Genomic DNA, 22,758 nt, shown 5'->3' with positions numbered 1-22,758 from the left:
CCAGGGGGCGCGGCTCACCGGGCGCCTCACCAGGGGGCGCGGACCGGCACGTGCTCGGCATCCAGCGCGGCGCGCACCGCACGGGCCATCGCGACGGCCGCCGGGGTGTCGCCGTGCACGCAGAGCGACGCGGCATCCGCTGCGATGACGGTGCCGTCGATCGCCTCGAGTACGCGGTCGACCACGAGCCGCACCGCTCGCTCGGCGACGACGTCGGCCGACCCGAGCACCGCGCCGGGTCGGCTGCGGGGCACCAGCGCGCCGCCCGGCGTGTAGGCGCGATCGAGAAAGGCCTCCCGCACGAAGGGCAGCCCGACGCCCGTGGTCGCCTCGGCGATCGCACCGCCGAGGCCGAGCACGGGAATCGGGCGCCCGGCCCGCTCCGCGAATGCGGCGACCGCGGCCGCCACCGCACGTGCCTGCACCGCATCGTCCACGATGCGGTTGTAGAGGGCGCCGTGCGGTTTCACGTACCGGATGTCGGCACCCGCCGCCGCGAGGGCGTCGAGCTGGCGCGTGATGTCGGCCCGCAGGGCGACGGGCGACGGGCTCCGGTCGCGCCGCCCGAAACCCTCACGGTCGTCGTACGACGGGTGCGCGCCGACGGCGACCCCGAACCGGGCCGCACGCTCGATGCTTGCGCGCATCGATGCGTCGTCGCCGGCGTGGAACCCGCACGCGATGCTCGCGCTGGAGATGAGCGCGAACATGGCCTCGTCGTCGGCGGTGGGGGCGCCCTTCCACGTCTCGCCGAGATCGCTGTTGAGGTCGATCGCCTCCGCCCGCGCGCTCCGCATGACCCCACGCTAGCCGTGCCGCCCAGGCCCCGTCACGACTGGGTAAAGCTCGGGCGGCGCCGGTGCGCGCGCGGCGCCGCCAGGGCAGGATGGGGGGATGACTCCGATCGGCGCGGCCGCCGCCCCCAGCCTCCCGCCACTGCTGGCGGTGCGCGACCTCGCCGTCGAGTTCGCCACCACCGACGGCGTGGTGCACGCCGTCGAGGGCGTCGACCTCGAGGTGGGCGTCGGCGAGACCCTCGCGATCGTCGGCGAGTCCGGCTCGGGCAAGTCCACGACCGCGATGTCGATCATCGGCCTGCTCTCGGGCGGGGGCCGCGTCTCCCGCGGCAGCATCACCCTGGAGGGGCGGGAGCTCGTCGGCGCCCCCGAGTCCGAGATGCGCAGGGTTCGCGGTCGTCAGATCGGGCTCGTGCCCCAGGACCCGATGTCCAACCTCAACCCCGTCACGAAGATCGGCTCGCAGGTCGCCGAGACCCTGCTCGCGCACGGGCTCGCGACGCGCCACGATGTCGACGCCAAGGTGATCGAGACCCTCGAGGCCGCGGGCCTGCCGAACGCCCGGGAGCGGGCGAAGCAGTACCCCCACGAGTTCTCGGGCGGCATGCGACAGCGCGCCCTCATCGCGATCGGGCTGGCCTGCAAGCCCCGCCTCCTGATCGCCGACGAGCCCACGAGCGCCCTCGACGTCACCGTGCAGCGGACGATCCTCGATCAGCTCGCCCGCATGACCGACGAGCTCGGCACCTCGGTGCTCCTGATCACCCACGATCTCGGCCTCGCGGCCGAGCGCGCATCGCGGGTCGTCGTCATGCACCGCGGCCGCATCGTCGAGCAGGGGCCGGCCGAGCAGATCCTGAACGACCCCCAGCACGCCTACACCCGAACGCTCGTCAAGGCCGCGCCATCCGTCGCCGCCGTGCGCCTGCAGCCCGAGGCGTTCCGCGCCGCCCCGCGGCTCGCGGCGGTCGAGGGCGGGGGGCTCGAGGGCACCGTGGTCGAGGGCACCGTGGTCGAGGGCGCCGTGGTCGAGGGCGCCGTGGTCGAGGGCGCCGTAGTGGAAGGCACAACGGTCGAGGGCGCCGCGCCGAAGGCGGAGGCGACCGCCACGGCAGCGGCATCCACCGATTACGTCATCGAATATCAGGACGTCACGAAGCTCTTCAAGGTCCGCGGCCAGAAGGAGGACTTCGCCGCCGTCAAGAACGTGTCGCTCGCGGTGCCTCGCGGAGAGACCGTCGCGATCGTCGGCGAGTCCGGCTCGGGCAAGACGACCACGGCGCGGATGCTGCTGAAGGTGATCGAACCGACCAGCGGCCGCATCCTGTTCGAAGGCCAGGACATCCAGGGTCTCGACCGCGCCGCCCAGCGGGAGTTCCGCCAGAAGGTGCAGCCGATCTTCCAGGACCCCTACTCGTCGCTCAATCCGATGTTCACGATCGAGCGGATCGTCGAGGAGCCCCTCGCGTTCTACAAGCGCGGCTCTTCGAAGGAGCGGCGCAAGCGAGTGCTCCAGCTGATGGATGACGTCGCCCTGCCGGCCTCGATGCTCCGGCGCTACCCCTCCGAGCTGTCGGGCGGCCAGCGCCAGCGCGTCGCGATCGCCCGCGCCCTGGCCCTCTCGCCCGAGGTGATCGTGTGCGACGAGCCGGTCTCGGCCCTGGACGTGCTCGTGCAGGACCAGATCCTGAAGCTCCTCGGCGAGCTGCAGCGCGAGTACGGGCTCAGCTACCTGTTCATCTCCCACGACCTCGCGGTGGTGCGCCTCATCAGCGACTACGTGTGCGTCATGAAGGACGGCGTGCTCGTCGAGGCCGCGACATCCGAGGAGATCTTCACCAACGCGCGCGATCCCTATACGCGCCGCCTGCTCGCCTCCATCCCGGGCAACGAGCTCGGCATCGCCGGCTAGCGTTCCGCTCCCGACGCCCGCCCCGACGCCTTCCTGGGGTCGAGAAACGACATCGCGGCCGAAACATCCGGCGATGCCGCGTTTCTCGGCCGAACCGTCGTTTCTCGGCGGGGTGGAAGGGGGGCGGAGGGGGGCGGGGTCAGCGGGCGCGGGTGCGCGGGTCCATGGCTTCGCGCAGGGCCTCGCCGAAGAGCGTGAAGCCGAGCGCCGTGACGGCGATGCAGATGCCGGGCAGGAACGCGAGCCACGGCGCGATCGCCAGTTCGGCCTGCGCGTACGTGAGCATGCGGCCCCACTCGGCCGTCTCGGGGCGACCCCCGCCGAGGCCCAGGAACGAGAGCGCGGCCGCGTCGATGACGGCCGTCGCGAGCGTGAGGGTGCCCTGGACGATGACGGGACCGATCGCGTTGGGCAGCACGTGGCTCATCGTGATCGAGCCGCGTCCGAGCCCGAGGGTCTGCGCGGAGAGGACGTAGTCGGCGCTGCGCTGCTGGAGCATCGACGCCCTCAGCAAGCGAGCGAAGATCGGCACCTGCGATGCCCCGATCGCGATCATGATCGCGAACTGCGACTGTCCGAGGATCGCCGCGATCGAGACCGCGAGCAGCAGGTTCGGCACCGACAGCAGGATGTCGACGAAGCGCATCACGACGTTGTCGACCCAGCCGCCGAAGGTCCCCGCCAACAGGCCCAGCAGCATCCCGCCGATCAGCCCGAAAGCGGTCGAGACGAGGCCGATCGCGAGCGATGCGCGCGCGCCCCAGATGAGCTTCGAGAGCACGTCGCCGCCGAACCGGTCGAGCCCGAGGGGGAACCCGGGAATCTCGCCCGGACCCGGGATGTGCGTCGGTGTGACGTATTTCGCCCCCGGCAGGGCCTCCTCGGGGTACGGGGCGAGCCACGGCGCGAACACGGCAACGACCACGAAGACGAAGACGATGAATGCGCCGGCCCAGGCCGTCGGGTTGTGGCGGAGCCGCTTGAAGACGTCGCGCCAGAAGCCGCCGGGTGCCTGCGCCCGCAGCAGTTGCCGGTCATCGACCGCGGTGTCGTCGACGGGTCCGCCGCTCGGCGCGGGGGGCAGCATGGCGGACGTCATGACACCCTCACTCTCGGGTCGATGAAGCTGTACGAGACGTCGACGGCGAGGTTGATGAGCGCGTACCCGACCGCGATGAAGATGATGAATCCCTGCAAGACCGGGAAGTCGCGCCTCTCGATCGCGCTCGCCATGAACGAGCCGACTCCCGGCCACGCGAAGACCTTCTCGGTGAGGACGGCGCCGGCGATCAGGAGGCCGGTCTGCAGCCCGATGGTCGTGATCACGGGGAGCATCGCATTGCGGAGGATGAAGCGGTTGCGGAGCGTGCTCCGGCCGAGGCCCTTGGCGCGGCCGGTGCGCACGTAGTCGGCGTTCTGCACTTCGAGGACGGATGCCCGCGTGATGCGGACGATGATCGCGAGGGGGATCGTGCCGAGCGCGATCGCGGGGAGGATCAGGTGCAGGATGGCGTTCCACGCGGCGTCCCACTCGCCGGTGAGGATGCCGTCGAGCACGTAGAAGCCGGTCGGGTGGGTCGCATCGATGCGGGGATCCTGCCGGCCGTCGGAGGGCAGCCAGCCGAGCTCCACCGCGAAGACGTACTTCAGGATGAACGCGAGGAAGAACACCGGGATCGTGATGCCGACGAGGCTGGCCACGACCGACGCGTGGTCGCTGAACCTGCCGTGCCGTCGCGCGGCCAGGTAGCCGGCGGGGATGCCGAAGCCGACGGCGAAGATGAGCGCGGCGATCGAGAGCTCGAGGGTGGCCGGAAAACGCCGCAGGAACTCGTCCAGCACGTCGCGGAAGGTCACGATCGACGTGCCGAAATCACCCCCGAGCAGGCGCAGCAGCCACGTGAAGTACTGCTCGAGGATCGGGCGGTTGAACCCGTACAGCTCGTTGATGCGCTCCACGGCCTCGGGGGTCGCCTTCTCACCCAGCAGGGCGACGGCGGGGCCGCCGGGGAGGGCCCTCACCCACAGGAACAGAAGGATGCTGAGGCCGATCAGCGTGGGGATGAGAAGCAGCAGCCTCTGGCCGATGGTGCGCAGCAATGCGGAGATCTCCAGGGGTGTCGGAGTGGTGTGGCGGTGCGGGAGCGACGGTCTGCCGCATCCCGCACCGCACTTTACTGCACGGACCGGGTGATTACTCGATCAGCACGATCTGGTTGAACACCTCGTCGTTGACCGGGCTGGCCGGGTAGCTCTCGACGCGGGGCGCGAACGCCAGCGTCGGGGCCGGGTGCGCGAGGGGCACGCCCGGGATGAACTGCGCGACCATCTCGTTGATGTCCTGATACAGCGCGCTCTGCTCCTCGAGGTTCGAGATGCCTCGCGCCTCATCGAGCGCCGCGAACAGCTCCGGGTTGTCGAAGCCCCACTCCGAGGACGGCGCTCCGAAGAACACACCGAGGAAGTTGTCGGTGTCGTTGTAGTCGCCGGTCCAGCCGAGCAGGTGGATGCCGTGGTTCGGAGTACCCGTGATCTTGTCGAGGTAGTCGGGGCTCCAGGCGTCGGTGATCGGGTTGGTGATCACGCCCACCTCGGCGAGCTGCGTCGAGAGCACGGTGAAGATCTGCTCCGGATCCGGCATGTACGGACGCGATACGTCGACGGGGTAGTTGAAGTCCAGCGTCAGCGGGTTGGCTTCGTCGTACCCGGCCTGGGCGAGCAGGTCCCTCGCCTTCTCCGGGTCGTACTCGTAGGTCGTGACCTCCGGGTTCCAGCCGTTGACGACATCCGGCATGAACTGCGTCGCCTTCTCGGTGCCCTCGGGGAGCACCTGGGTGATGAGCGCGTCCTTGTCGACCGCGTACGACAGGGCCTCGCGCACGAGCGGGTCCTGCAGCGCGGGAACGGCCTGGTTGAACGCGAGGTACAGGATCGTGAAGGGCGGACGCGACACCATGGTGAAGCCGTCCTCCTCGAGCGCCGCCGTGTCGGCGGGGCCGACGAGGTCGTAGCCGTCGATCGCGCCCGACTCGAGCGCCTGGCGGCGTGCGGTGGGGTCATCGATCGTGCGGAAGATGATCTCGTCGATCTGGCCGGCATCGCCCCAGTACTCGTCGTAGGCGCTCAGCGTGACCTGCTGACCGGGCTCCCACGCGTCGAACTTGTAGGGGCCGGTGCCGGTGGGGTGACCCTTGCCGTATTCCGACAGCGCGGGTGCCTCTTCGGTGCCGCCGACGCCGTCGGCGTCGTACTCGGCGAGCGCCGTCGGGCTCTGCATGGCGAAAGCGGGGAGCGAGAGCGCGGGGATGAAGCCGGCGAACGGCTGGTTCAGCTCGATCGTGACCGAGTTGTCGCCGTCCGGCGTGCAGGACTTGTAGACCGCGACATCCGGTGTCTCGACATAGCCGCGGAACAGCTTGCCGTAGTAGTACGAGAGGGCTTCGCTCGCGGCGAGGCCCGTCCAGTTGTACCAGCGGTCGAAGTTGTAGCAGACGGCCTCGGCGTTGAAGGGGGTGCCGTCGTGGAACGTCACGCCCTCCTTGAGCGTGAAGGTGTGCGACATGCCGTCCTCGGACGAGTCCCACGACTCCGCCAGGAGTGGTGCGGGATCGGCCGTGCCGGGCTCGGTGCCGACCAGCCCCTCGAAGATCTGGCGGGAGACGCGGAACGTCTCGCCGTCCTGCGCGAAAGCAGGGTCGAGGTTGGCGGGGTCCGACGAGGCGGCGAAGACGAACGTACCGTCGACCTCAGCGTCGCCGGTGTCGGCGTCGCCGCCGTCGCCGCGGTCGCTGGCGCAGCCCGCGAGGGCGAGCGCCGCGATCGAAATGCCGGCGACCGCTGCGAGAGCGTGCCGCCGGATTCGTGAATGTTGCATGGGATGTGACCTTCCATCGTCGGGTGCGGGCCCTGGTGAGGCCCGTCACTCGGTGTCGGTGTGATGCTTCGACGCTATCCGCACGGCGCCGCCGCGGGCATTACACCTTTGTCTCGATCGTGTTTCATCGCGGCCGAGCACGAGCCCGCCGTCGAGTCACTGGCGGCCGACTACCGTTGACTCATGGCACGAGCGCGGCAGGAACACCCGGTGACCGCGCGCCTGTCGGATGGGACGATCGCCCGCGTCGTGCGGTCGGAGTTCGCATCGGGGTGGGAACTGGACGTCGACGGCACGCCGCAGTCGCACGTGGACCTCGACGACCCGACGCATCTGCACTTCGAGTACGTCGCGCGCATGGGGGCGGTGATCGATCGGCTTCGGATGCCGGGGCAGCCCATCACCGCGGTGCACCTCGGTGCGGGGGCCCTCACACTCCCGCGCTACATCGAGGCCACGAGGCCGGGATCGCGGCAGCAGGTCGTCGAGCTCGAGGCCGCCCTCGTCGAGCTCGTGCGCGGCGAGCTGCCGCTTCCCCGCGGCGCCTCGATCCGGGTGCGGACGGGCGATGCGCGGGCCGTGCTCGAGAAGCTGCCCCCCGGGCTCGTGGGGCAGGTCGACCTGCTCGTCTCGGACGTGTACTCCGGGGCGCAGACCCCGGCGCACGTCACCTCGCTCGAGTTCCACCGGGCTGCCGCGCGCACGCTCGCCCCGGACGGGGTGCTGCTCGTCAACGTGGCAGACGGGCCCGGGCTGGCGTTCGCCCGGCGCCAGGTGGCGACGGTGCAGGCGGTGCTCGAGCACGTCGCCGTGCTCGCCGAGGTGCAGGTTCTCAAGGGCCGTCGCTTCGGCAACCTCGTGATCGCCGCATCCCCTGCCCCTCTGCCCACGGAGTGGCTGCCGCGGCTGATGGCGGCCGGGCCGCATCCCGCGAAGGTCGCGTGGGGCGCCGAGCTGGATGACTTCGCGCGGGGCGCACGAGTGGTGACGGATGCCGATGCCGTGCCATCGCCGAAACCGCAGGCGTCGATCTTCGAGAGGTGACCCCGGGATCGGGGTTTCTGAGCACCCCGGGTCGCGACATCCCGCGTGCCCTCGGCGGATCGCCGCGGCATCCGGGGCACACTGGAGGAGCGAACCGCCCGCGGCGAGAGGAGTCCCGGTGAGCTACATCCACGGATACGATCCCGAGACCCTGCGCGAGAGCATCGACGCACGCCAATGTACGGAGCGCCTCGACGAGATCGGCGAGCAGCGGTCGCTGCCGGCGCTGCTCGAGCGGGTGTGGCTGCTCAAGGTTCTCGACCGGCTCGAAGACGCCCTCGTGATCTCGGAGCAGTCGGTGCGCGTGGCGCGTATGGCCGGCACCCGCAAGGACCTGTTGCGGGCCCGCATCCTGCATGCCACCGTCCAGCAGGCGCGGGGAGCGCTCGCGGCGGCCGAGCACGAGCTGACGACGTGCGCAGAAGAGGCGGAGGGACAGGGCTGGAGCTCGATCGCCGCGTTCGCGTACCAGCACCGCGGCAAGGTCCGCTTCGACGCCCGCGAGTACGAAGACGCGCGCGTCGACTTCAAGCGCGCGCTCTTCCTTCGGCAGGAGTCGGGGGCGACCGACGAGCAGCTCGAGTCGGCGCTGCTCGCGATCGACGCGGCCGATCGCCGCCGTGCGCAGACCAGCGTTGCAAGCTGACGTCGTAGGTTTGTTCTAGGTTCGCCGCATGTCTGAACTGCACCGCGTCCGCGCGTGGGCCGACGCCCTCATCACCCTTCACCTGGATGAGTCGTGGTCGTTCGCTTTCGATCACGCCAAGCGCCGCGCCGGCCTGTGCGACTACACGAACAAGCGCATCAGCGTCTCGCGCTACCTCGCGGCGCGCTACGACGACGACACCAATCACCAGACCCTGCTGCACGAGGTGGCTCACGCGCTCGCGGGGGCGAAGGCGGGCCACGGGCCGAAGTGGAAGGCCGTCGCCCGCGATCTCGGCTACGTCGGGGGCACGACGCACGACGGCGAGACCGCGACGGAACTGGCGCCGTGGGTCGGGGTGTGCCCCGTCGGCCACACCGCGTACCGGCACCGCAAGCCGACCCGGGCGACGTCGTGCGCCAAGTGCGCGCGTCGTTTCGATGAGCGCTTCGTCTTCTCGTGGTCGCGCCGGGAGATCACCCCGGCGCTGAAGCTCGCCGCGCAGCAGGAGCGCTGAGCGGCCCGACCTCGCGCGTCGCGATCACCCCCAGGCGCGGAAGGCCCCGTCGCGCAGCACGGGAACGGCGCGGGATGCATCGAGCGCGGCCGCGCGGGCGACCTCGTGGGCCCGACCCATGGCCGCGAGCTCCCTTCCGGATCCGCTCGCGGTCAACAGGTGCCGCAGCGCCTGGCGCAGCCCGCGGAACGACTCGCACGCGACCGCCGCCTCGGGTGCCGTGTGGTCGATGCCCATCTCCGTCAGGGCATCGACGATCGCGCCCACGCCCAGCTGATCCTCGATCGCGAAGCGCAGCGGTGCTCCCGGCCCTGCGCCGACGAGTTCGCCGCAAGCGATGATCGCGACGCTCGTGCGTTGGCCGCGGCGCTCCTGCTCGGCGTAGACGGCCGCGGCGACGGCGGCGGCGTTGCGGAGGCACCCGAGCAGCACGACGGCGCCCGACTCCGCCGCCGCGACCGCGATCGCGGCACCGTCGATCGACACGGCGTGGGCGCCGGCATCCAGGGCGACCGCGTGCCCCGCCTCGACGGCATCCGTCACCGTCGTCGCGAACCGCAGCACGTCGACGACGATCACGATGTCGGCCGGCGCGACCCGCGCGAGACCGTCGATCCCCCACTCGAGTCGCACCTGATAGGTCTGCTGGTCGAAAGGCGTCGCATCCACCCCGACAGCCTAGATCTCAGGGCACGCTGCTCAGCGCGATGCTCAGGGCACGCTGCTCAGGGCACGCTGCTCAGGCGGCGCGTGCGCCGGGGTGTAAAGATTGGGCATGCGCGTGATGCTCAAGTTCGCGATCGACTGCGATGCGGATGCCGCCTGGCGAGCCCTGCACTCGCCGCGCGCGGTCGCGGAGCTGTACGGACCGTTCCTGGAGATGTCGCCGCTCACCGCGCAGGGGTTCCCCACCAGCTGGGAACCGGGGTCCGATGTCGCGGTCGGGTTGAGCGTCGCGGGCGCTCTGCCCATGGGCCGCCAGCTCATCCACGTCAGCGACCGGGTCACGACCGATGCGCGCGGACCCGTGCGCATCTTCCGCGACAGCGGCATCCCCCTGACCGGGCCCCTTGCCGCCCTCGACGTGTGGGACCACCAGATCGCCGTCTCCCCGGCGCCCGGCGACGCCACGCGCACCCTCTGGCGGGACCGGCTCGTCATCGGCGGCGCGGCCGCCCCGGTGCTTTGGCCGGTGCTGTGGACCATGTGGCAGTGGCGCCAGGCGCGCATCCGCTCCCTCGCGCGCACGTGGGCGTACGACATCCCGATCGCTGACGATGACCGGACGGATGACTGAGGTAACCGTCCGGCGCGCGAGCGTCGATGACGCGGCCGGCATCGGACGGGTGCAGGTTCAGGGCTGGCACGAGGCCTACACGGGTCGGATGCCGCAGGCGATCCTCGATCGGCTCGATGTCGGGCGGTCGACGAACGCATGGCGCCGGGTCCTGGCAGGCGTGGTCGCCGGCGACGAGTCGGACATCTGGGTCGCCGAGCGTGCTCACACGATCGTCGGGTTCGCGTCATCCGGGGCGTGCCGCGACGAGGACGCGACCCCCGGACGCCGAGAACTGTTCGCGATGTACGTGCTGGCAGAGCACTACGGCACCGGCGTGGGGCAGGCGCTGGTCGATGCCGCGATCGGCGACGCCGCGGCATCGCTGTGGATGCTGGAGGACAACCCGCGAGCCCGCGCGTTCTACCGCCGGAACGGCTTCGAGCCCGACGGGCACGTCAAGGACGACGACAGGTGGGGCGAGCCCGTGCGGGAGGTCCGGCTGATCCGGCGAGGCGGTGCCGGCGAGTCCCCGGACGCACTCGATCCCGTGCCTAGAGGGACTTGAGCATGCGGGTGTTTCCGAGCGTGTTCGGCTTGACGTGCGCGAGGTCGAGGAACTCGGCGATGCCCTCGTCTGGGCTGCGCAGCAGCTGCGAGTAGACATCCGGGTCGACGACCTGCTCGCCGATCTCAGTGAAGCCGCGGCGGGTGAAGAACTCGACCTCGAAGGTGAGGCAGAACAGCCTGCTCAGGCCGAGCACGCGGGCGTTCGCCTCCAGCGCCTCCACGATCTCGCGGCCGACACCGTGGCGCAGCCATTCGTCCTTGACGATCAGCGTGCGGATCTCGCCCAGGTCCTCCCACATGACGTGAAGGGCGCCGCATCCGATCAGCTCGCCGTCGCTCGCCTCGGCGACCATGAACTGCTGCACCGACTCGAAGAGCAGCACGAGGTCCTTGCCCAGCAGGATGCGGCGCTCGACGTAGGGCGCGAGCAGCGCGCGGATGCCTGCGACATCCGAGGTTCTGGCGGGGCGGACGATGAACGCGCTCACCGTTCCAGCCTAGGGCCGACGCGATTTGAGAACGGCATGTATCAGTGAGCGCCGCGCGCACTCATAAGTTCCGTGACCATGAACGAGTTCAGCGGAGACACCGTGCACGAGCGCCGCGGCCTCGGCGCGCAGCGCTCCGGTTCGGGATCGGCCGCGCAGCGTTCCCGCTCGGGAACGTAGTCCACCCAGCTTCGGCGCCGCCATGCCATCTGGGGAGTGGCTCGCGACCGCCGGGACAACGAAGAGCGGATGCCGAGGCATCCGCTCTTCGTTTCGTTCGAGTGTCGGCTCGTCAGTCGCCGCGGATCACCGTGAGGTCGGGCGATGCGGAGATCTCCCCGCCGCCGGTGATGCCGACCGCGACTTTGTCGCCGCGAGGGCCGTGCTCGAACACGAACTCCCCGTTCGCGGCATCCACCGTGATGTGGTCGCCCGGGTTGAGCTCGCCGTGCAGGATGCGCTCCGAGAGCCGGTCCTCGACCTCGTGCTGCATCGCGCGGCGCAGGGGACGCGCGCCGAGTGCGGGGTCGAACCCGATCTCGATGAGGCGCTCCTTGGCGGCCAGCGTCAGCGAGATCGTCATGTCACGATCGAGCAGGCGCTCGCTGAGGCGCTTCGTGAACAGGTCGACGATCTGCACGAGCTCGGGCTTGCTCAGCTGCGGGAACACGATGATGTCGTCGACGCGGTTCAGGAACTCGGGCTTGAAGTGCCGCTTGAGCTCTTCCTGCACCTTGCCCTTCATGCGGTCGTACGACGTCGCGGTGTCGCCCTCGACCTGGAACCCGACCGGGCCGCCCGCGATGTCGCGCGCACCCAGGTTGGTGGTCATGATGATGACCGTGTTCTTGAAGTCGATCACGCGGCCCTGACCGTCGGTCAGCCGACCCTCTTCGAGGATCTGCAGGAGCGAGTTGAAGATGTCGGGATGCGCCTTCTCGATCTCGTCGAAGAGCACCACGCTGAACGGCTTGCGGCGCACCTTCTCGGTGAGCTGGCCGCCCTCTTCGAATCCGACGAATCCGGGAGGGGCGCCGAACAGGCGAGAGACGGTGTGCTTCTCGCCGAACTCCGACATGTCGAGCGAGATGAGCGCGCCCTCGTCGTCGAACAGGAACTCCGCGAGCGCCTTGGCGAGCTCGGTCTTTCCGACGCCCGTGGGGCCGGCGAAGATGAACGAGCCGTTGGGACGCTTCGGGTCCTTGAGCCCCGCGCGCTGGCGGCGGATCGTCTTGGACAGGGCCGCGATGGCCTCCTCCTGACCGATGACGCGCTGGTGCAGCGCCTTCTCCATGAAGACGAGCCGGCTCGACTCCTCCTCGGTCAGCTTGAAGACCGGGATGCCGGTCGCCTGGGCGAGCACCTCGGCGATCAGGCCCTCGTCCACGACGGCGTGCGTCGCGACGTCGCCCGAGCGCCACTGCTTCTCGAGGCGGAGACGCTCGGCGAGGAGCGACTTCTCCTCGTCGCGGAGGGCGGCGGCCTTCTCGAAGTCCTGGTCCTCCGACGCCTGCTCCTTCTGCTGGCGCACGTTCGCGATCTTCTCGTCGAATTCGCGCAGCTCGGGCGGGCTCGACAGGATCGACAGCCGCAGGCGGGCGCCGGCCTCGTCGATCAGGTCGATGGCCTTGTCGGGCAGGAAGCGGTCGCTCACGTACCGGTCGGCGAGGTTCGCCGCCGCAACGATCGCGCCATCCGTGATCTGCACCTTGTGGTGCGCCTCGTAGCGGTCGCGCAGGCCCTTGAGGATGTTGATCGCGTGGGGCAGGCTCGGCTCGGCGACCTGGATCGGCTGGAAGCGGCGCTCGAGCGCGGCATCCTTCTCGAAGTGCTTGCGGTACTCGTCGAGCGTGGTCGCACCGATCGTCTGCAGCTCGCCGCGGGCGAGCAGCGGCTTCAGAATGGATGCCGCATCGATGGCGCCTTCGGCAGCACCCGCACCCACGAGGGTGTGGATCTCATCGATGAAGACGATGATGTCGCCGCGCGTGCGGATCTCTTTGGTGACCTTCTTCAGGCGCTCCTCGAAGTCGCCCCGGTAGCGGGAGCCGGCGATGAGCGAACCGAGGTCGAGCGAGTAGAGCTGCTTGTCCTTCAGCGTCTCGGGCACATCGCCCTTGACGATGGCCTGGGCGAGACCCTCGACGACGGCGGTCTTGCCGACGCCGGGCTCGCCGATCAGCACCGGGTTGTTCTTGGAGCGGCGGGAGAGGATCTGCATGACCCGCTCGATCTCCTTCTCGCGGCCGATAACGGGGTCGAGCTTGTTGTCGCGCGCGGCCTGCGTGAGGTTGCGGCCGAACTGGTCGAGCACCTGCGAGCCGCCCTGTGCACCCGCCGTGCTGTCGTGCGCGGCGCCGCTGACGGCGGCGGGCTCCTTGCCCTGGTAGCCCGAGAGCAGCTGGATGACCTGCTGGCGCACCTTGTTCAGGTCGGCCCCGAGCTTGACGAGCACCTGTGCGGCGACGCCCTCGCCCTCGCGGATGAGCCCGAGCAGGATGTGCTCCGTGCCGATGTAGTTGTGGCCGAGCTGCAGCGCTTCGCGCAGTGACAGCTCGAGCACCTTCTTGGCGCGCGGCGTGAACGGGATGTGCCCGGTCGGCTGCTGCTGACCCTGGCCGATGATGTCCTGGACCTGCTCGCGCACGGCGTCGAGCGAGATGCCGAGGGACTCGAGAGCCTTGGCGGCGACACCCTCGCCTTCGTGGATCAGCCCGAGCAGGATGTGCTCGGTGCCGATGTAGTTGTGGTTGAGCATCTTCGCCTCTTCTTGGGCGAGCACAACCACACGACGGGCACGGTCGGTGAATCTCTCAAACATCGCGAACTCCTCCAGGCGCTCTGCGGGGCGCCTTGTAATGAGGGTAACGAGGGGTGGATGCCGATATGCCGGTGTTCGCCGTGGGCATAGCGCCCGGGTGGCCTTGACGACCACCCTCCAGAGGCATAACGTTTATCGATATTAGCGACTATCGATATGGAAACGAGGCGGCTATGGATGTTGCACAGCGCAGTCATGTCTCGCGAGCAGACGGCATCGCCCTCGCGCTCATCACCGGAGCATTCGGAACCGACGAACGGCTGCGGCGCGATACCGAAGGACTCGTATGAGCATCGGATGGCCCGACCTCGGTGGTGCGCTTCTGTGGGTCACGGTAGGGCTGGTCGTCATTGCCGGGGTCATCGCCCTCCTCGCATGGGACGCTCGCCGCCGACGCAGTCCGCACCCGATCCTCGAGGTGACAGGAGCCGTCGCGCGCATGTGGCTCGCGGTGACCGCCATTGGCGTGATCGTCACGGTGTGGAAGTGGCTTAGCGGTGGAGACACGTGGATCCCTGCGCTGCCCGTCTCCATTGCGTGGCCAGAGACTCTGCCGTGCGAGCAGGGGATACCCGCCGAGGCGACCAAGACGAGCCTGGTGTGCGCCCACGTCGCCACCGCGGATGCGACCATCGCGATGCTTAGCGTGAGCACGCGGGTCGTGCTCGCACTCGGAGAGCTCCTGGGCCTGGTGCTCGCGGCCACCCCTGCTGTCGTTGTCGTCGTCGTCTGCGCACAGGCGCTGAGGGGCGCCCCGTTCGGCCGGACTGTCAGCCGCTGGCTCATCATCGCCGCCGTCGTCGTCCTCGTCGCCGGGCTGGGCGCCGAACTGGTCACGAGCGCGGGCCGCGCGCTGGCGGCAGCCGAAGTGCTGCCCCCAGTGGCTTCGGATGCCGCCGTGACGACTACCGGAATCTTTCGGCTGACCGTGCCGCTGTGGCCCATCGGCGCCGCATGCGCGCTCGGGGCACTGGGGGTGGTCTTCCGCCGTGGTGCGGTGCTGCAGCGCGAGACCGAAGGACTCGTATGAGCCCTGCCGAGGACGAAGGGCCGAGCGGGGTCCACTGTCGACTCGACGAGCTGCTCGAAGAGCGTGGCATGACTCTCACGCGCTTGTCGGAGCTCGTCGGAGTCTCGGTCGTGAACCTCTCGATCCTCAAGAACGACCGCGCGCGCGCGATCCGCTACTCGACGCTCGCGGCGATCTGCCGCGTCCTGGATTGCGAGATCGGCGACCTGCTCGTCCGCGCAGAGGCGTAGTGCGAGCACGAACTTCGGAGAATGTCGGCCCACTCGGACGATTCGGGCCGAATCGGCCGAAGCCGGTGCCGTTTTCCGAAGTTCGTGCGGCACCGGGCGGCCCGGGACCCGGCCAGGGTCAGGCGCCGGGGGTCAGTTCTCGCCGAGGACCGGGACGCGAGCGCCCTCGAACCCGGCGCCCGCGAGCACGAGCTCGACGTCCGCATCGCCCTCGAGGCCCGTGACCGTCGCGAGGGTGCCGCGGGGGGCCATATCCATCGTGCAGACCTGGTCTTCGGGCGGGGTGGCGAAGGTGACCGTGACCTCGGTCGGGCCGGTCGGCTCGGCGGTCTCGATGACCGGCACGCAGGTGGAACTGCCCCACGTGAGGATGATCAAGCTGTCGTCGGCACCGATCCAGCCGGCGCTCGGACCGTACTCCTCGGGCGCTGCCCCCACTGTCACTCCCTCGAGGTCGGCGTCGCCGGAGTAGCCCTCGCCGGTCACGGCGATCTCGAGCTCGTTCGAGGGGTCGACCCCCTCGGGCACGTCGACGAGCGTGACGCGCGGCGCCATGTCGCGGGTGCACGCGGTGTCGGCCTCGGGCTCGACGAGCTCGACCACGAGAGTGCCGTCGCTCAGCAGCTCGACGTCGCCCGCCGTGGGCACGCACGAGGAGCTGCCGTACGTGACGAGGCCGATCATCGTGCCGCCGTTCAGCCAGGCCGCGTCGACGTCGATCGCCTCCCCGCTGCCGCCGGAGTCCGGCGACGCGCTCGAGGTGGGAGCCTGCGAGCCCGTCGCACACCCGGACAGGAACGCGACGAGGGCGATGCCGGCAGAGAGGGCGAGGATGCTGCGCTTGGCGTTCATGCGGTCAATCTAGCCGCTGGTCGCACCGGGGTCACGGGGTGCGGCCCCGGAGGTCGCCCCTCGTGTCGAGCGCCAGCTCCTCGGCATCCATCGCCACGATCAGCTCGCGCATCACCTCCTCGTTGAGCGTGCCCGCGTCGCGGTGCTCGATCAGCACCCGGCGTCGCACCTCGAGCCAGCCCCGCGAGAGCTCCGCGAAGTCCTCGAACGTCGGCCTCGGGAGGGCTTCGCCTCCCGCGGCCGCCGCGCCCGCCCCTCCCGCGCCCGCCCCTCCCGCGCCCGCGACTCCCTCGCCCGACGCCTCCTCGGCCGCCTGCACCTTCTCCGCGTCGCTCTCGAACCGCGTGAGGGAACGGGCCATCCGGTCGAACCTGTCGGCGAAGCCGGAGCCGAAGCGGGTCTCCCACTCGGCGCGCTTCGCGGTCAGGTAGGCCCTGCCCTCGAGGTGGGTCCGCGCGCGCACCTCGGCCAGCTCCCGCGCGTCTTCGGCCTTCTCATCGGCGGCGGCCACCCCGAGGCTCTTGATCAGCAGCGGCAGCGTCAGGCCCTGGAGCAGCAGCGTTCCCACCGTCACGACGAACGCGACGAAGACGATCGCCCGCAGAGCGGTGTCGGGCAGCCCGCCCTGGACGATGTCCGCCACCGCCGCAGCGGAGGCGAGCGTCACCACGCCGCGCATGCCCGCCCACGAGACGATCACGCGGTCGCGACGCGAGAGCACCGGCTCCATGCGCATCCGCATCTGCGCCTCGGTGGGGATCCGCGCTCGTCGCCCGGACGCGAGTGGCGACGCGCTCCGGCGCGCGAGCCCGTCGCGCCAGCGGGCGAGGCGATGGCGTTGCCGCCATTGACCCCACGAATAGCCGGCGAAGACGAAGATCGGGCGAACGAACAGCACGACCCCGAGCGCGGCGACCGAGAGCCAGATCGTCTGCACGATCACCGACTCCGAGCCCGCGGCCAGCTCGCCGATGACGTCGGGGAGCTGCAGGCCGATGTACGCGAACACGAAGCTCTCGAGCAGCAGATCGACCGAGAGCCAGACGGGACGCTCCTGCTGGCGGGTCGTGTAGCTCGTGCGCGGGGCCTGATAGCCGACGTAAAGGCCCATCGCGACGACGGCGAGCACGCCCGAACCACCGAGATGCTCCGCGATGGCGTAGGCCCCGAAGGGCACGAGCAGACCGAATGTTCCGATCGCGACGGGGTCGCTCAGTCGCAGACGCACGAGGTTGAGCAGCACGCCGAAGAGCAGCCCGACCGCAACCCCGACCGCGACGGCGACGAGGAAGTCCCAGACGCCGCCGAGCACGGTCACCGTCGCCCCGGCGACGATCGCCGCGAAGACGCGGAACAGGGTCAGCGAGGTCGCGTCGTTGATGAGGCTCTCGCCGGAGATCACCGTCATGATGCGCCGCGGCAGACCGAGACGACGACCGATGGATGCCGCCGACACGGCGTCGGGCGGAGCGACGATCGCCCCCAGCAGCAGAGCCCCCGGCAGCGTCAGCGACGGCATGATCAGGAACGCGACGGCGCCCACGGCCGCGGTGGTGATCACGACGAGCCAGATTCCGAGTCGGCGGATCTGCGGCAGGCTCTGCCGGAAGTTCACGAACGAGACATCCAGCGCCGCCGAGTACAGCAGGGGCGGCAGCACGAGGTTGAGCAGCAGTTCGCCGTCGATCTCCAGCTCGGGCACCCCGGGAATGTACGAGACGGCGAGCGCGACCACGGTGACCAGGAGTGGCGCGGGCCACCCCCGCCATCGCGCGACCGCCGCGACGGCGACCGCACCCACGAGCACGTAGAAGATCTCGGAGTTCATGGGCCCAGGCTAGTGAGCGCGACGCGCGGATCGTGCGGGTCATCGGGCGGATGTTGCTATCCGGGAGGCCCTGCGGCTCTCGGCCGCAGGGCCTCTCTTGGGGGGACCGGCTGCCCCTGGGGGGAAGGGACAGCCGGCCGTCTGTGTCAGGACGGAGCCTGTTTCCGGGCGCGACGAACGCGCCCCTTGAACGACGAAACGACGACGCTCGGCCGATTCATGGCGTCGCGTCGTCATTTCCGATGCGTGGGCGATCGAGTCGCCTTGAGCCCCCGGGACCCCCAGTCCCTGCATCACTTCGTCCATCACACCACACGAACCCCTTGTCCCCCAAATGGGGGACGGCGCGTCGCGTGCAATGACAGGGAATACACAGCGGTCCCGGGGCGGTTGGGCTGGGGGATGACTACCCCACCCGCGCCCGCCCTCTCCGTGCTCGACCTGGTGCCGGTGCGCACCGGCCAGACCAGCGCCCAAGCCGTCGCGGCCTCCCTTGCCGTGGCCGAGCGCGCGGACGCGCTCGGCTATCGCCGCTACTGGTTCGCCGAGCACCACAACATGCCCGCGGTCGCGTCGACGACTCCGCCCGTGCTCGTCGCGGCGGCCGCCGCACGCACGCGCCGCATCCGGGTCGGCTCCGGTGGCGTCATGCTGCCGAATCACTCCCCCCTCGTGGTGGCCGAGCAGTTCGCCGCGCTCGAGGCCCTCGCCCCGGGCCGCATCGACCTCGGCATCGGGCGCGCTCCCGGCAGCGATCCCGTCATCACCCAGCTGCTCAGGATGTCGGGAACGACCTCCGACGTCGAGCGGTTCCCATCGCACGTCAGCGACATCCTCGGGCTGGTCTCCCGCGAGGGCGCGACCGTCCGATTCTCCAGCGGCGGGGCCCATCGACAGGCTCCCGAACCGTACACGGTGCACGCGACCCCGGCGGCCGACGGCACCCCCGACGTGTGGCTGCTCGGCTCGAGCGACTATTCGGCGCAGCTCGCGGCATCCATGGGGCTGCCCTACGTCTTCGCGAACCACTTCGCGGGCGAAGGTCTCGAACGGGCGCTCGAGGTGTACCGCGGCGGCTTCCGCGCGAGCGAGGCCACCCCCGAGCCGCGCACGTTCGTGACGATCAATGCGGTCGCCGCGCCCTCCGCCGAAGAGGCGGAGGCCCGCGCCCTGCCCCAGCTGCGCATGATGGCGCGCCTGCGAATGAACAAGCCCCTGACCGCCCTCGAGACAGTGGAGGAGGCCCGCTCCGCGCTCACGGCCGAGGGCGACCCGGCGGCCGAGTCGATAATGGATGCCGCCCGCGCGCGCTGGCTGATCGGCACCGGCGACGACGTCAAGGCACAGGTCGCCGCCTTCGCCGCGCGGCACGGCGTCGACGAGGTCATGATCTCGCCCGTCGCCGGGTCTTTCGACGGCGAAGCGATGGATGCCGCGCCCGGCCGCCTGCAAACGCTCGAGCTGCTCGCGGCCTGAGCCGGGCTCAGGCCTCCGGCTCGCCGCTCAGCAGGCCGCGCAGCCAATCGCGCGCCTCGACGAAGACGTCGTCGGAATAGCGCTCGGGGTAGCGGATGACGGCGCGATCGCCGCGGGGGTACGAGCCCAGGAAGACCACCTTCGGGCTGAACCGGCGAAGACCCAGCAGGGCGTCGGCCATGCGCTCGTCCTCGATGTGCCCGTCGGCGTCGATGACGAAGCGGTAGCGCCCGAGTTCGTCGCCGATCGGCCGCGAGGCCAGCAGGCTCAAGTTGATGCCGCGGGTCGCGAATTGCTCGAGCAGCTCGAGCAGTGCGCCGGGGTGGTCTTCGGGCAGTTCGACGATGAGCGACGTCTTGTCGGCGCCCGTCGGTGCGGGCGGTGCGGCGGTGCGGCTGACGAGCACGAACCGGGTGACCGCGTTGGGGTTGTCGCCGATGTCGTCGGCGAGCACGTCGAGATCGTGGTGCTCGGTGATCCCGGGCGGTGCGATGGCGGCATCCGCGTTGCTGGTTCCGTCGATCAGGCCGATCGCACTGCTGACGTTGCTTGCTGCGGGAAGGTGCGCGTGCTCGGGCAGACGCGCGCCGAGCCACTGCAGGCACTGCGCGTACGCGACCGGGTGTGCGGCGATGAGCTTCACGTCGGCGAGGGCGGTGCCCGGCCGGCCGACCAGCACGAATTTCACGGGCACGAGGTACTCGCCGACGATGCGCAGGCCCGGAATCGTGGCCAGAGCGTCCTGCGTCGTGGTGACCCCGCCATCGACCGAGTTCTCGATCGCGATCATCGCGGCGTCACTGCGACCCTGGATCACGTCGCCGAGGGCCTCGCCGACATTGAAGACGGGGCGCCAATCGTGTCCGCGCGCCTCGGGAACCTGGGCGAGCGCGGCCTCGGTGAAGGTGCCGGCGGGCCCGAGGAAGCTGTAGGTGCGGCGTGCGGGAATGTCGGGCTCACTCGTCACATGCGCAAGCCTATCCCCGCTCGCCGACGTCGTCCCGCGACATCCTGTCCCCGCCCTGCAAGACTGGAACCATGAGCACTCGCGCCGGACAGCATGCCGAACCGCACGACCTCATCGACATCGATGAGCTGATCGCCGCCTACTACGACAGAAAGCCGGATGCCTCGATCGCCGGGCAGCGGGTGGCGTTCGGCACGAGCGGCCACCGCGGCTCGTCGCTTTCGACCAGCTTCAACGAAGACCACATCCTCGCGACGACCCAGGCGATCGTCGACTACCGCGCCGGCCAGGGCATCTCGGGCCCGCTCTTTCTCGGTCGCGACACGCACGGGCTCTCGCTTCCGGCCGAGCGCACCGCCATCGAAGTGCTCGTCGCGAACGGCGTGGACGTGCGGGTCGACTCCCGCGACTCGTGGGTGCCGACACCGGCACTCAGCCACGCCATCCTCGCCCACAACAGGGGCCGTGCCCTGGATGACGCGCGCCGGGCGGACGGCATCGTCGTCACCCCCAGCCACAACCCCCCTCGTGACGGCGGGTTCAAGTACAACCCGCCGAACGGCGGACCCGCCGACACCGACGCCACCGGCTGGATCGCCGACCGCGCGAACGCGCTGATCGCGGCCGGGCTCGAGGGCGTCACGCGCGTGCGGTACGCCGACATCGACGGCGACGCGATCGGCGACCACGACTTCCGTGATGCGTATGTGCGCGATCTCGCCGGCATCATCGACATCGAGGCCATCAAGCGCGCCGGAGTGCGCATCGGGGCCGATCCCCTCGGGGGCGCGTCGGTCGAATACTGGGCGCTCATCGCCGAGGTGTACGGGCTCGAGCTGACGGTCGTGAACCCCGACGTCGACCCGACGTGGCGGTTCATGACGCTCGACTGGGACGAGAAGATCCGCATGGATCCCTCTTCGCCCAGCGCCATGGCCGCCCTCGTCGCGCGGCGCACCGAGTACGACATCCTCACCGGCAACGACGCGGATGCCGACCGCCACGGCATCGTCACCCCCGACGCCGGCCTGATGAACCCGAACCATTACCTCGCCGTCGCGATCGAATACCTCTTCTCGCACCGCCCCGGATGGTCGGCGGATGCCGCGGTCGGCAAGACGCTCGTGTCATCGATGATCATCGACCGGGTCGCGGAGGGCCTCGGCCGCACCCTGCTCGAGGTGCCGGTCGGCTTCAAGTGGTTCGTGCCCGGGCTGCTCGACGGCTCGGTCGCGTTCGGCGGCGAGGAGTCGGCGGGCGCATCGTTCCTGCGCACCGACGGCACCGTGTGGACGACCGACAAGGACGGCATCCTGCTCTGCCTGCTGGCCGCCGAGATCCTGGCCGTCACCGGCAAGACGCCGTCGCAGCTGTATGCCGAGCTCGAGGGCCGATTCGGGGCATCCGCGTACCAGCGCGTCGACGCGCCCGCGTCGCCCGCGCAGAAGGCCCAGCTCGCGAAGCTCGCTCCCGAGGCCGTGACCGCGACCGAGCTCGCCGGCGAGCCGATCACCGCCAAGCTGTCGCACGCGCCCGGCAACGGTGCCCCGATCGGCGGCCTCAAGGTGCAGACCGAGCACGCGTGGTTCGCCGCCCGGCCGAGCGGCACCGAGGACGTCTACAAGCTCTACGCCGAGTCGCTGCGCGGCGAGGAGCACCTGCGCGCCGTGCAGGAGGAGGCGCGCGCGGTCGTCAGCGCCGCGCTCGGGAGCTAGCATCGCGGCCATGGATTCTGAGCCGCATCACTTTCGGCGGCGGGTCCGGATGCCGGCGGGCCGCCACTTCGCCGTCACCTGGGCGATTCCCGACGACTTCGGGGGCATGACCGAGGCGATGTTCCGCCGATCCCGTGCGTTCGACCAGCTCGGTGGCGTCGCCGTCGATGTGCTGACCTTCGACGCTCGCCCCGACTACCCGGCCCTGGAAGCGACGCTCCGCGGTCAGGGCGTGTTGAGCGCCGGCGTGCGAATCGTGAATCTGTATGACTGGCTGCGCGAGCATGCTCTGTCGGCCCGTGACGCAGACGCGCACGCCGCAGCGCAGGCCTTCGCGCCGATCAAGGGTGGCGAGGGCGTGCAACTTCGCACGCGTGACGGCCAGGCGATGTCACGGGTGCGCACGGACGCGCACGGAAACGCGCTGCAGATCGATCACCTCCGCGCGGATGGCACGGTCGTCGTCAGTGACCGACGCGACGTGCGGCGAGCGGGCACGGTGGGTGGCCGATCCGTCGTCTTGTGCGACCGCCGTGGCAAACCGGTGCGGGCGTGGGCTGGTATCTGGGGGCTCTACACGGCGTGGCTCGACGAACTCACCGGCAGCACGAGCAGCTACATGATCGTCGACAGCAAGACGATAGCGACCTTCATGCTGAGTTACCGTCGTCCCCACGTGGTCACGGTTCATCTCGTGCACGGCTCCCATCGCGGG

General features: G+C 70.1%; 21 protein-coding genes. 11 read left to right on the top strand and 10 right to left on the bottom strand.

Going from position 1 to position 22,758, the window contains the following annotated elements; genetic code table 11:
• Positions 1–26 precede the first annotated feature (26 nt).
• The gene (locus VNT50_RS07995; RefSeq protein WP_325484583.1) at positions 27–797 is read right to left on the bottom strand and encodes a 5-oxoprolinase subunit PxpA; all 771 of its coding nucleotides are present in this window, start codon (positions 795–797) and stop codon (positions 27–29) included.
• Between the two features lie 97 nt (positions 798–894).
• Between VNT50_RS07995 and VNT50_RS07990 the strand changes: the two genes are divergently transcribed.
• The gene (locus VNT50_RS07990) at positions 895–2,709 is read left to right on the top strand and encodes an ABC transporter ATP-binding protein (protein WP_325484582.1); all 1,815 of its coding nucleotides are present in this window, start codon (positions 895–897) and stop codon (positions 2,707–2,709) included.
• 139 nt (positions 2,710–2,848) lie between these two features.
• Here VNT50_RS07990 and VNT50_RS07985 read toward each other — a convergent pair whose 3' ends face one another.
• The 3 genes from VNT50_RS07985 to VNT50_RS07975 form a co-directional block, all read right to left on the bottom strand.
• On the bottom strand, positions 2,849–3,808 hold the full coding sequence (locus VNT50_RS07985) for an ABC transporter permease (RefSeq protein WP_325484581.1): 960 nt from the start codon (positions 3,806–3,808) through the stop codon (positions 2,849–2,851).
• Positions 3,805–4,809, bottom strand: coding sequence for an ABC transporter permease (locus VNT50_RS07980; RefSeq protein ID WP_325484580.1), 1,005 nt, complete (start codon positions 4,807–4,809; stop codon positions 3,805–3,807). Before VNT50_RS07980 ends, VNT50_RS07985 begins: the two co-directional genes overlap by 4 nt.
• Before the next feature lie 94 nt (positions 4,810–4,903).
• On the bottom strand, positions 4,904–6,583 hold the full coding sequence (locus VNT50_RS07975; protein ID WP_325484579.1) for an ABC transporter substrate-binding protein: 1,680 nt from the start codon (positions 6,581–6,583) through the stop codon (positions 4,904–4,906).
• A 183-nt stretch (positions 6,584–6,766) separates the two neighbouring features.
• Between VNT50_RS07975 and VNT50_RS07970 the strand changes: the two genes are divergently transcribed.
• From VNT50_RS07970 to VNT50_RS07960, 3 genes are all read left to right on the top strand, one after another.
• A complete protein-coding gene (locus VNT50_RS07970; protein ID WP_325484578.1) occupies positions 6,767–7,627 on the top strand; it encodes a spermidine synthase in 861 nt (286 codons plus the stop codon).
• Positions 7,628–7,745: 118 nt separating this feature from the next.
• On the top strand, positions 7,746–8,273 hold the full coding sequence (locus VNT50_RS07965) for a hypothetical protein (protein ID WP_325484577.1): 528 nt from the start codon (positions 7,746–7,748) through the stop codon (positions 8,271–8,273).
• Between the two features lie 28 nt (positions 8,274–8,301).
• Entirely contained in the window at positions 8,302–8,790 is a 489-nt protein-coding gene (locus VNT50_RS07960; protein WP_325484576.1) for a SprT-like domain-containing protein, read from the top strand.
• A gap of 24 nt (positions 8,791–8,814) precedes the next feature.
• On the opposite strand, the gene VNT50_RS07955 is transcribed toward VNT50_RS07960, so the two are convergent.
• Positions 8,815–9,459 carry a 2-phosphosulfolactate phosphatase gene (locus VNT50_RS07955; RefSeq protein ID WP_325484575.1) on the bottom strand — a complete coding sequence of 215 codons (645 nt, stop codon included), beginning with the start codon at positions 9,457–9,459 and terminating at the stop codon, positions 8,815–8,817.
• A gap of 106 nt (positions 9,460–9,565) precedes the next feature.
• On the opposite strand from VNT50_RS07955, the gene VNT50_RS07950 reads away from it, so the two are divergent.
• Positions 9,566–10,087, top strand: coding sequence for a hypothetical protein (locus VNT50_RS07950; protein WP_325484574.1), 522 nt, complete (start codon positions 9,566–9,568; stop codon positions 10,085–10,087).
• A complete protein-coding gene (locus VNT50_RS07945; RefSeq protein ID WP_325484573.1) occupies positions 10,080–10,634 on the top strand; it encodes a GNAT family N-acetyltransferase in 555 nt (184 codons plus the stop codon). Before VNT50_RS07950 ends, VNT50_RS07945 begins: the two co-directional genes overlap by 8 nt.
• Here the strand turns inward: VNT50_RS07945 and VNT50_RS07940 are convergent.
• Positions 10,621–11,124, bottom strand: a complete 504-nt coding sequence (locus VNT50_RS07940; protein WP_325484572.1) for an amino-acid N-acetyltransferase — start codon at positions 11,122–11,124, stop codon at positions 10,621–10,623. The two genes, VNT50_RS07945 and VNT50_RS07940, sit on opposite strands and share 14 nt — an antisense overlap.
• A gap of 292 nt (positions 11,125–11,416) precedes the next feature.
• Positions 11,417–13,945, bottom strand: a complete 2,529-nt coding sequence (locus tag VNT50_RS07935) for an ATP-dependent Clp protease ATP-binding subunit (RefSeq protein ID WP_325484571.1) — start codon at positions 13,943–13,945, stop codon at positions 11,417–11,419.
• 286 nt (positions 13,946–14,231) lie between these two features.
• Between VNT50_RS07935 and VNT50_RS07930 the strand changes: the two genes are divergently transcribed.
• Positions 14,232–14,975 carry a hypothetical protein gene (locus VNT50_RS07930; RefSeq protein ID WP_325484570.1) on the top strand — a complete coding sequence of 248 codons (744 nt, stop codon included), beginning with the start codon at positions 14,232–14,234 and terminating at the stop codon, positions 14,973–14,975.
• A complete protein-coding gene (locus tag VNT50_RS07925; protein WP_325484569.1) occupies positions 14,972–15,205 on the top strand; it encodes a helix-turn-helix domain-containing protein in 234 nt (77 codons plus the stop codon). Before VNT50_RS07930 ends, VNT50_RS07925 begins: the two co-directional genes overlap by 4 nt.
• A gap of 132 nt (positions 15,206–15,337) precedes the next feature.
• On the opposite strand, the gene VNT50_RS07920 is transcribed toward VNT50_RS07925, so the two are convergent.
• Both VNT50_RS07920 and VNT50_RS07915 read right to left on the bottom strand, forming a co-directional pair.
• On the bottom strand, positions 15,338–16,057 hold the full coding sequence (locus VNT50_RS07920) for a YajG family lipoprotein (protein WP_325484568.1): 720 nt from the start codon (positions 16,055–16,057) through the stop codon (positions 15,338–15,340).
• A 31-nt stretch (positions 16,058–16,088) separates the two neighbouring features.
• On the bottom strand, positions 16,089–17,885 hold the full coding sequence (locus VNT50_RS07915; RefSeq protein ID WP_325484567.1) for a cation:proton antiporter: 1,797 nt from the start codon (positions 17,883–17,885) through the stop codon (positions 16,089–16,091).
• 402 nt (positions 17,886–18,287) lie between these two features.
• Between VNT50_RS07915 and VNT50_RS07910 the strand changes: the two genes are divergently transcribed.
• Entirely contained in the window at positions 18,288–19,361 is a 1,074-nt protein-coding gene (locus tag VNT50_RS07910; protein ID WP_325484566.1) for an MsnO8 family LLM class oxidoreductase, read from the top strand.
• Between the two features lie 7 nt (positions 19,362–19,368).
• Here the strand turns inward: VNT50_RS07910 and pheA are convergent, their stop codons facing one another.
• Entirely contained in the window at positions 19,369–20,328 is a 960-nt protein-coding gene (gene pheA, locus VNT50_RS07905) for a prephenate dehydratase (protein WP_325484565.1), read from the bottom strand.
• 71 nt (positions 20,329–20,399) lie between these two features.
• Here pheA and pgm point away from each other — a divergent pair, with 71 nt between their 5' ends.
• Positions 20,400–22,043, top strand: coding sequence for a phosphoglucomutase (alpha-D-glucose-1,6-bisphosphate-dependent) (pgm, locus tag VNT50_RS07900; protein ID WP_325484564.1), 1,644 nt, complete (start codon positions 20,400–20,402; stop codon positions 22,041–22,043).
• 10 nt (positions 22,044–22,053) lie between these two features.
• Positions 22,054–22,758: hypothetical protein (locus VNT50_RS07895; protein WP_325484563.1), on the top strand; the 705-nt coding region annotated here is incomplete at its 3' end.

The sequence above is a fragment of the Microbacterium sp. genome (genome assembly GCF_035554235.1).
Taxonomy (GTDB): Bacteria; Actinomycetota; Actinomycetes; order Actinomycetales; family Microbacteriaceae; genus Microbacterium.
Note: the sequence above shows the minus strand (reverse complement) of the source record. Positions and strands in the feature narration are given on the sequence as shown.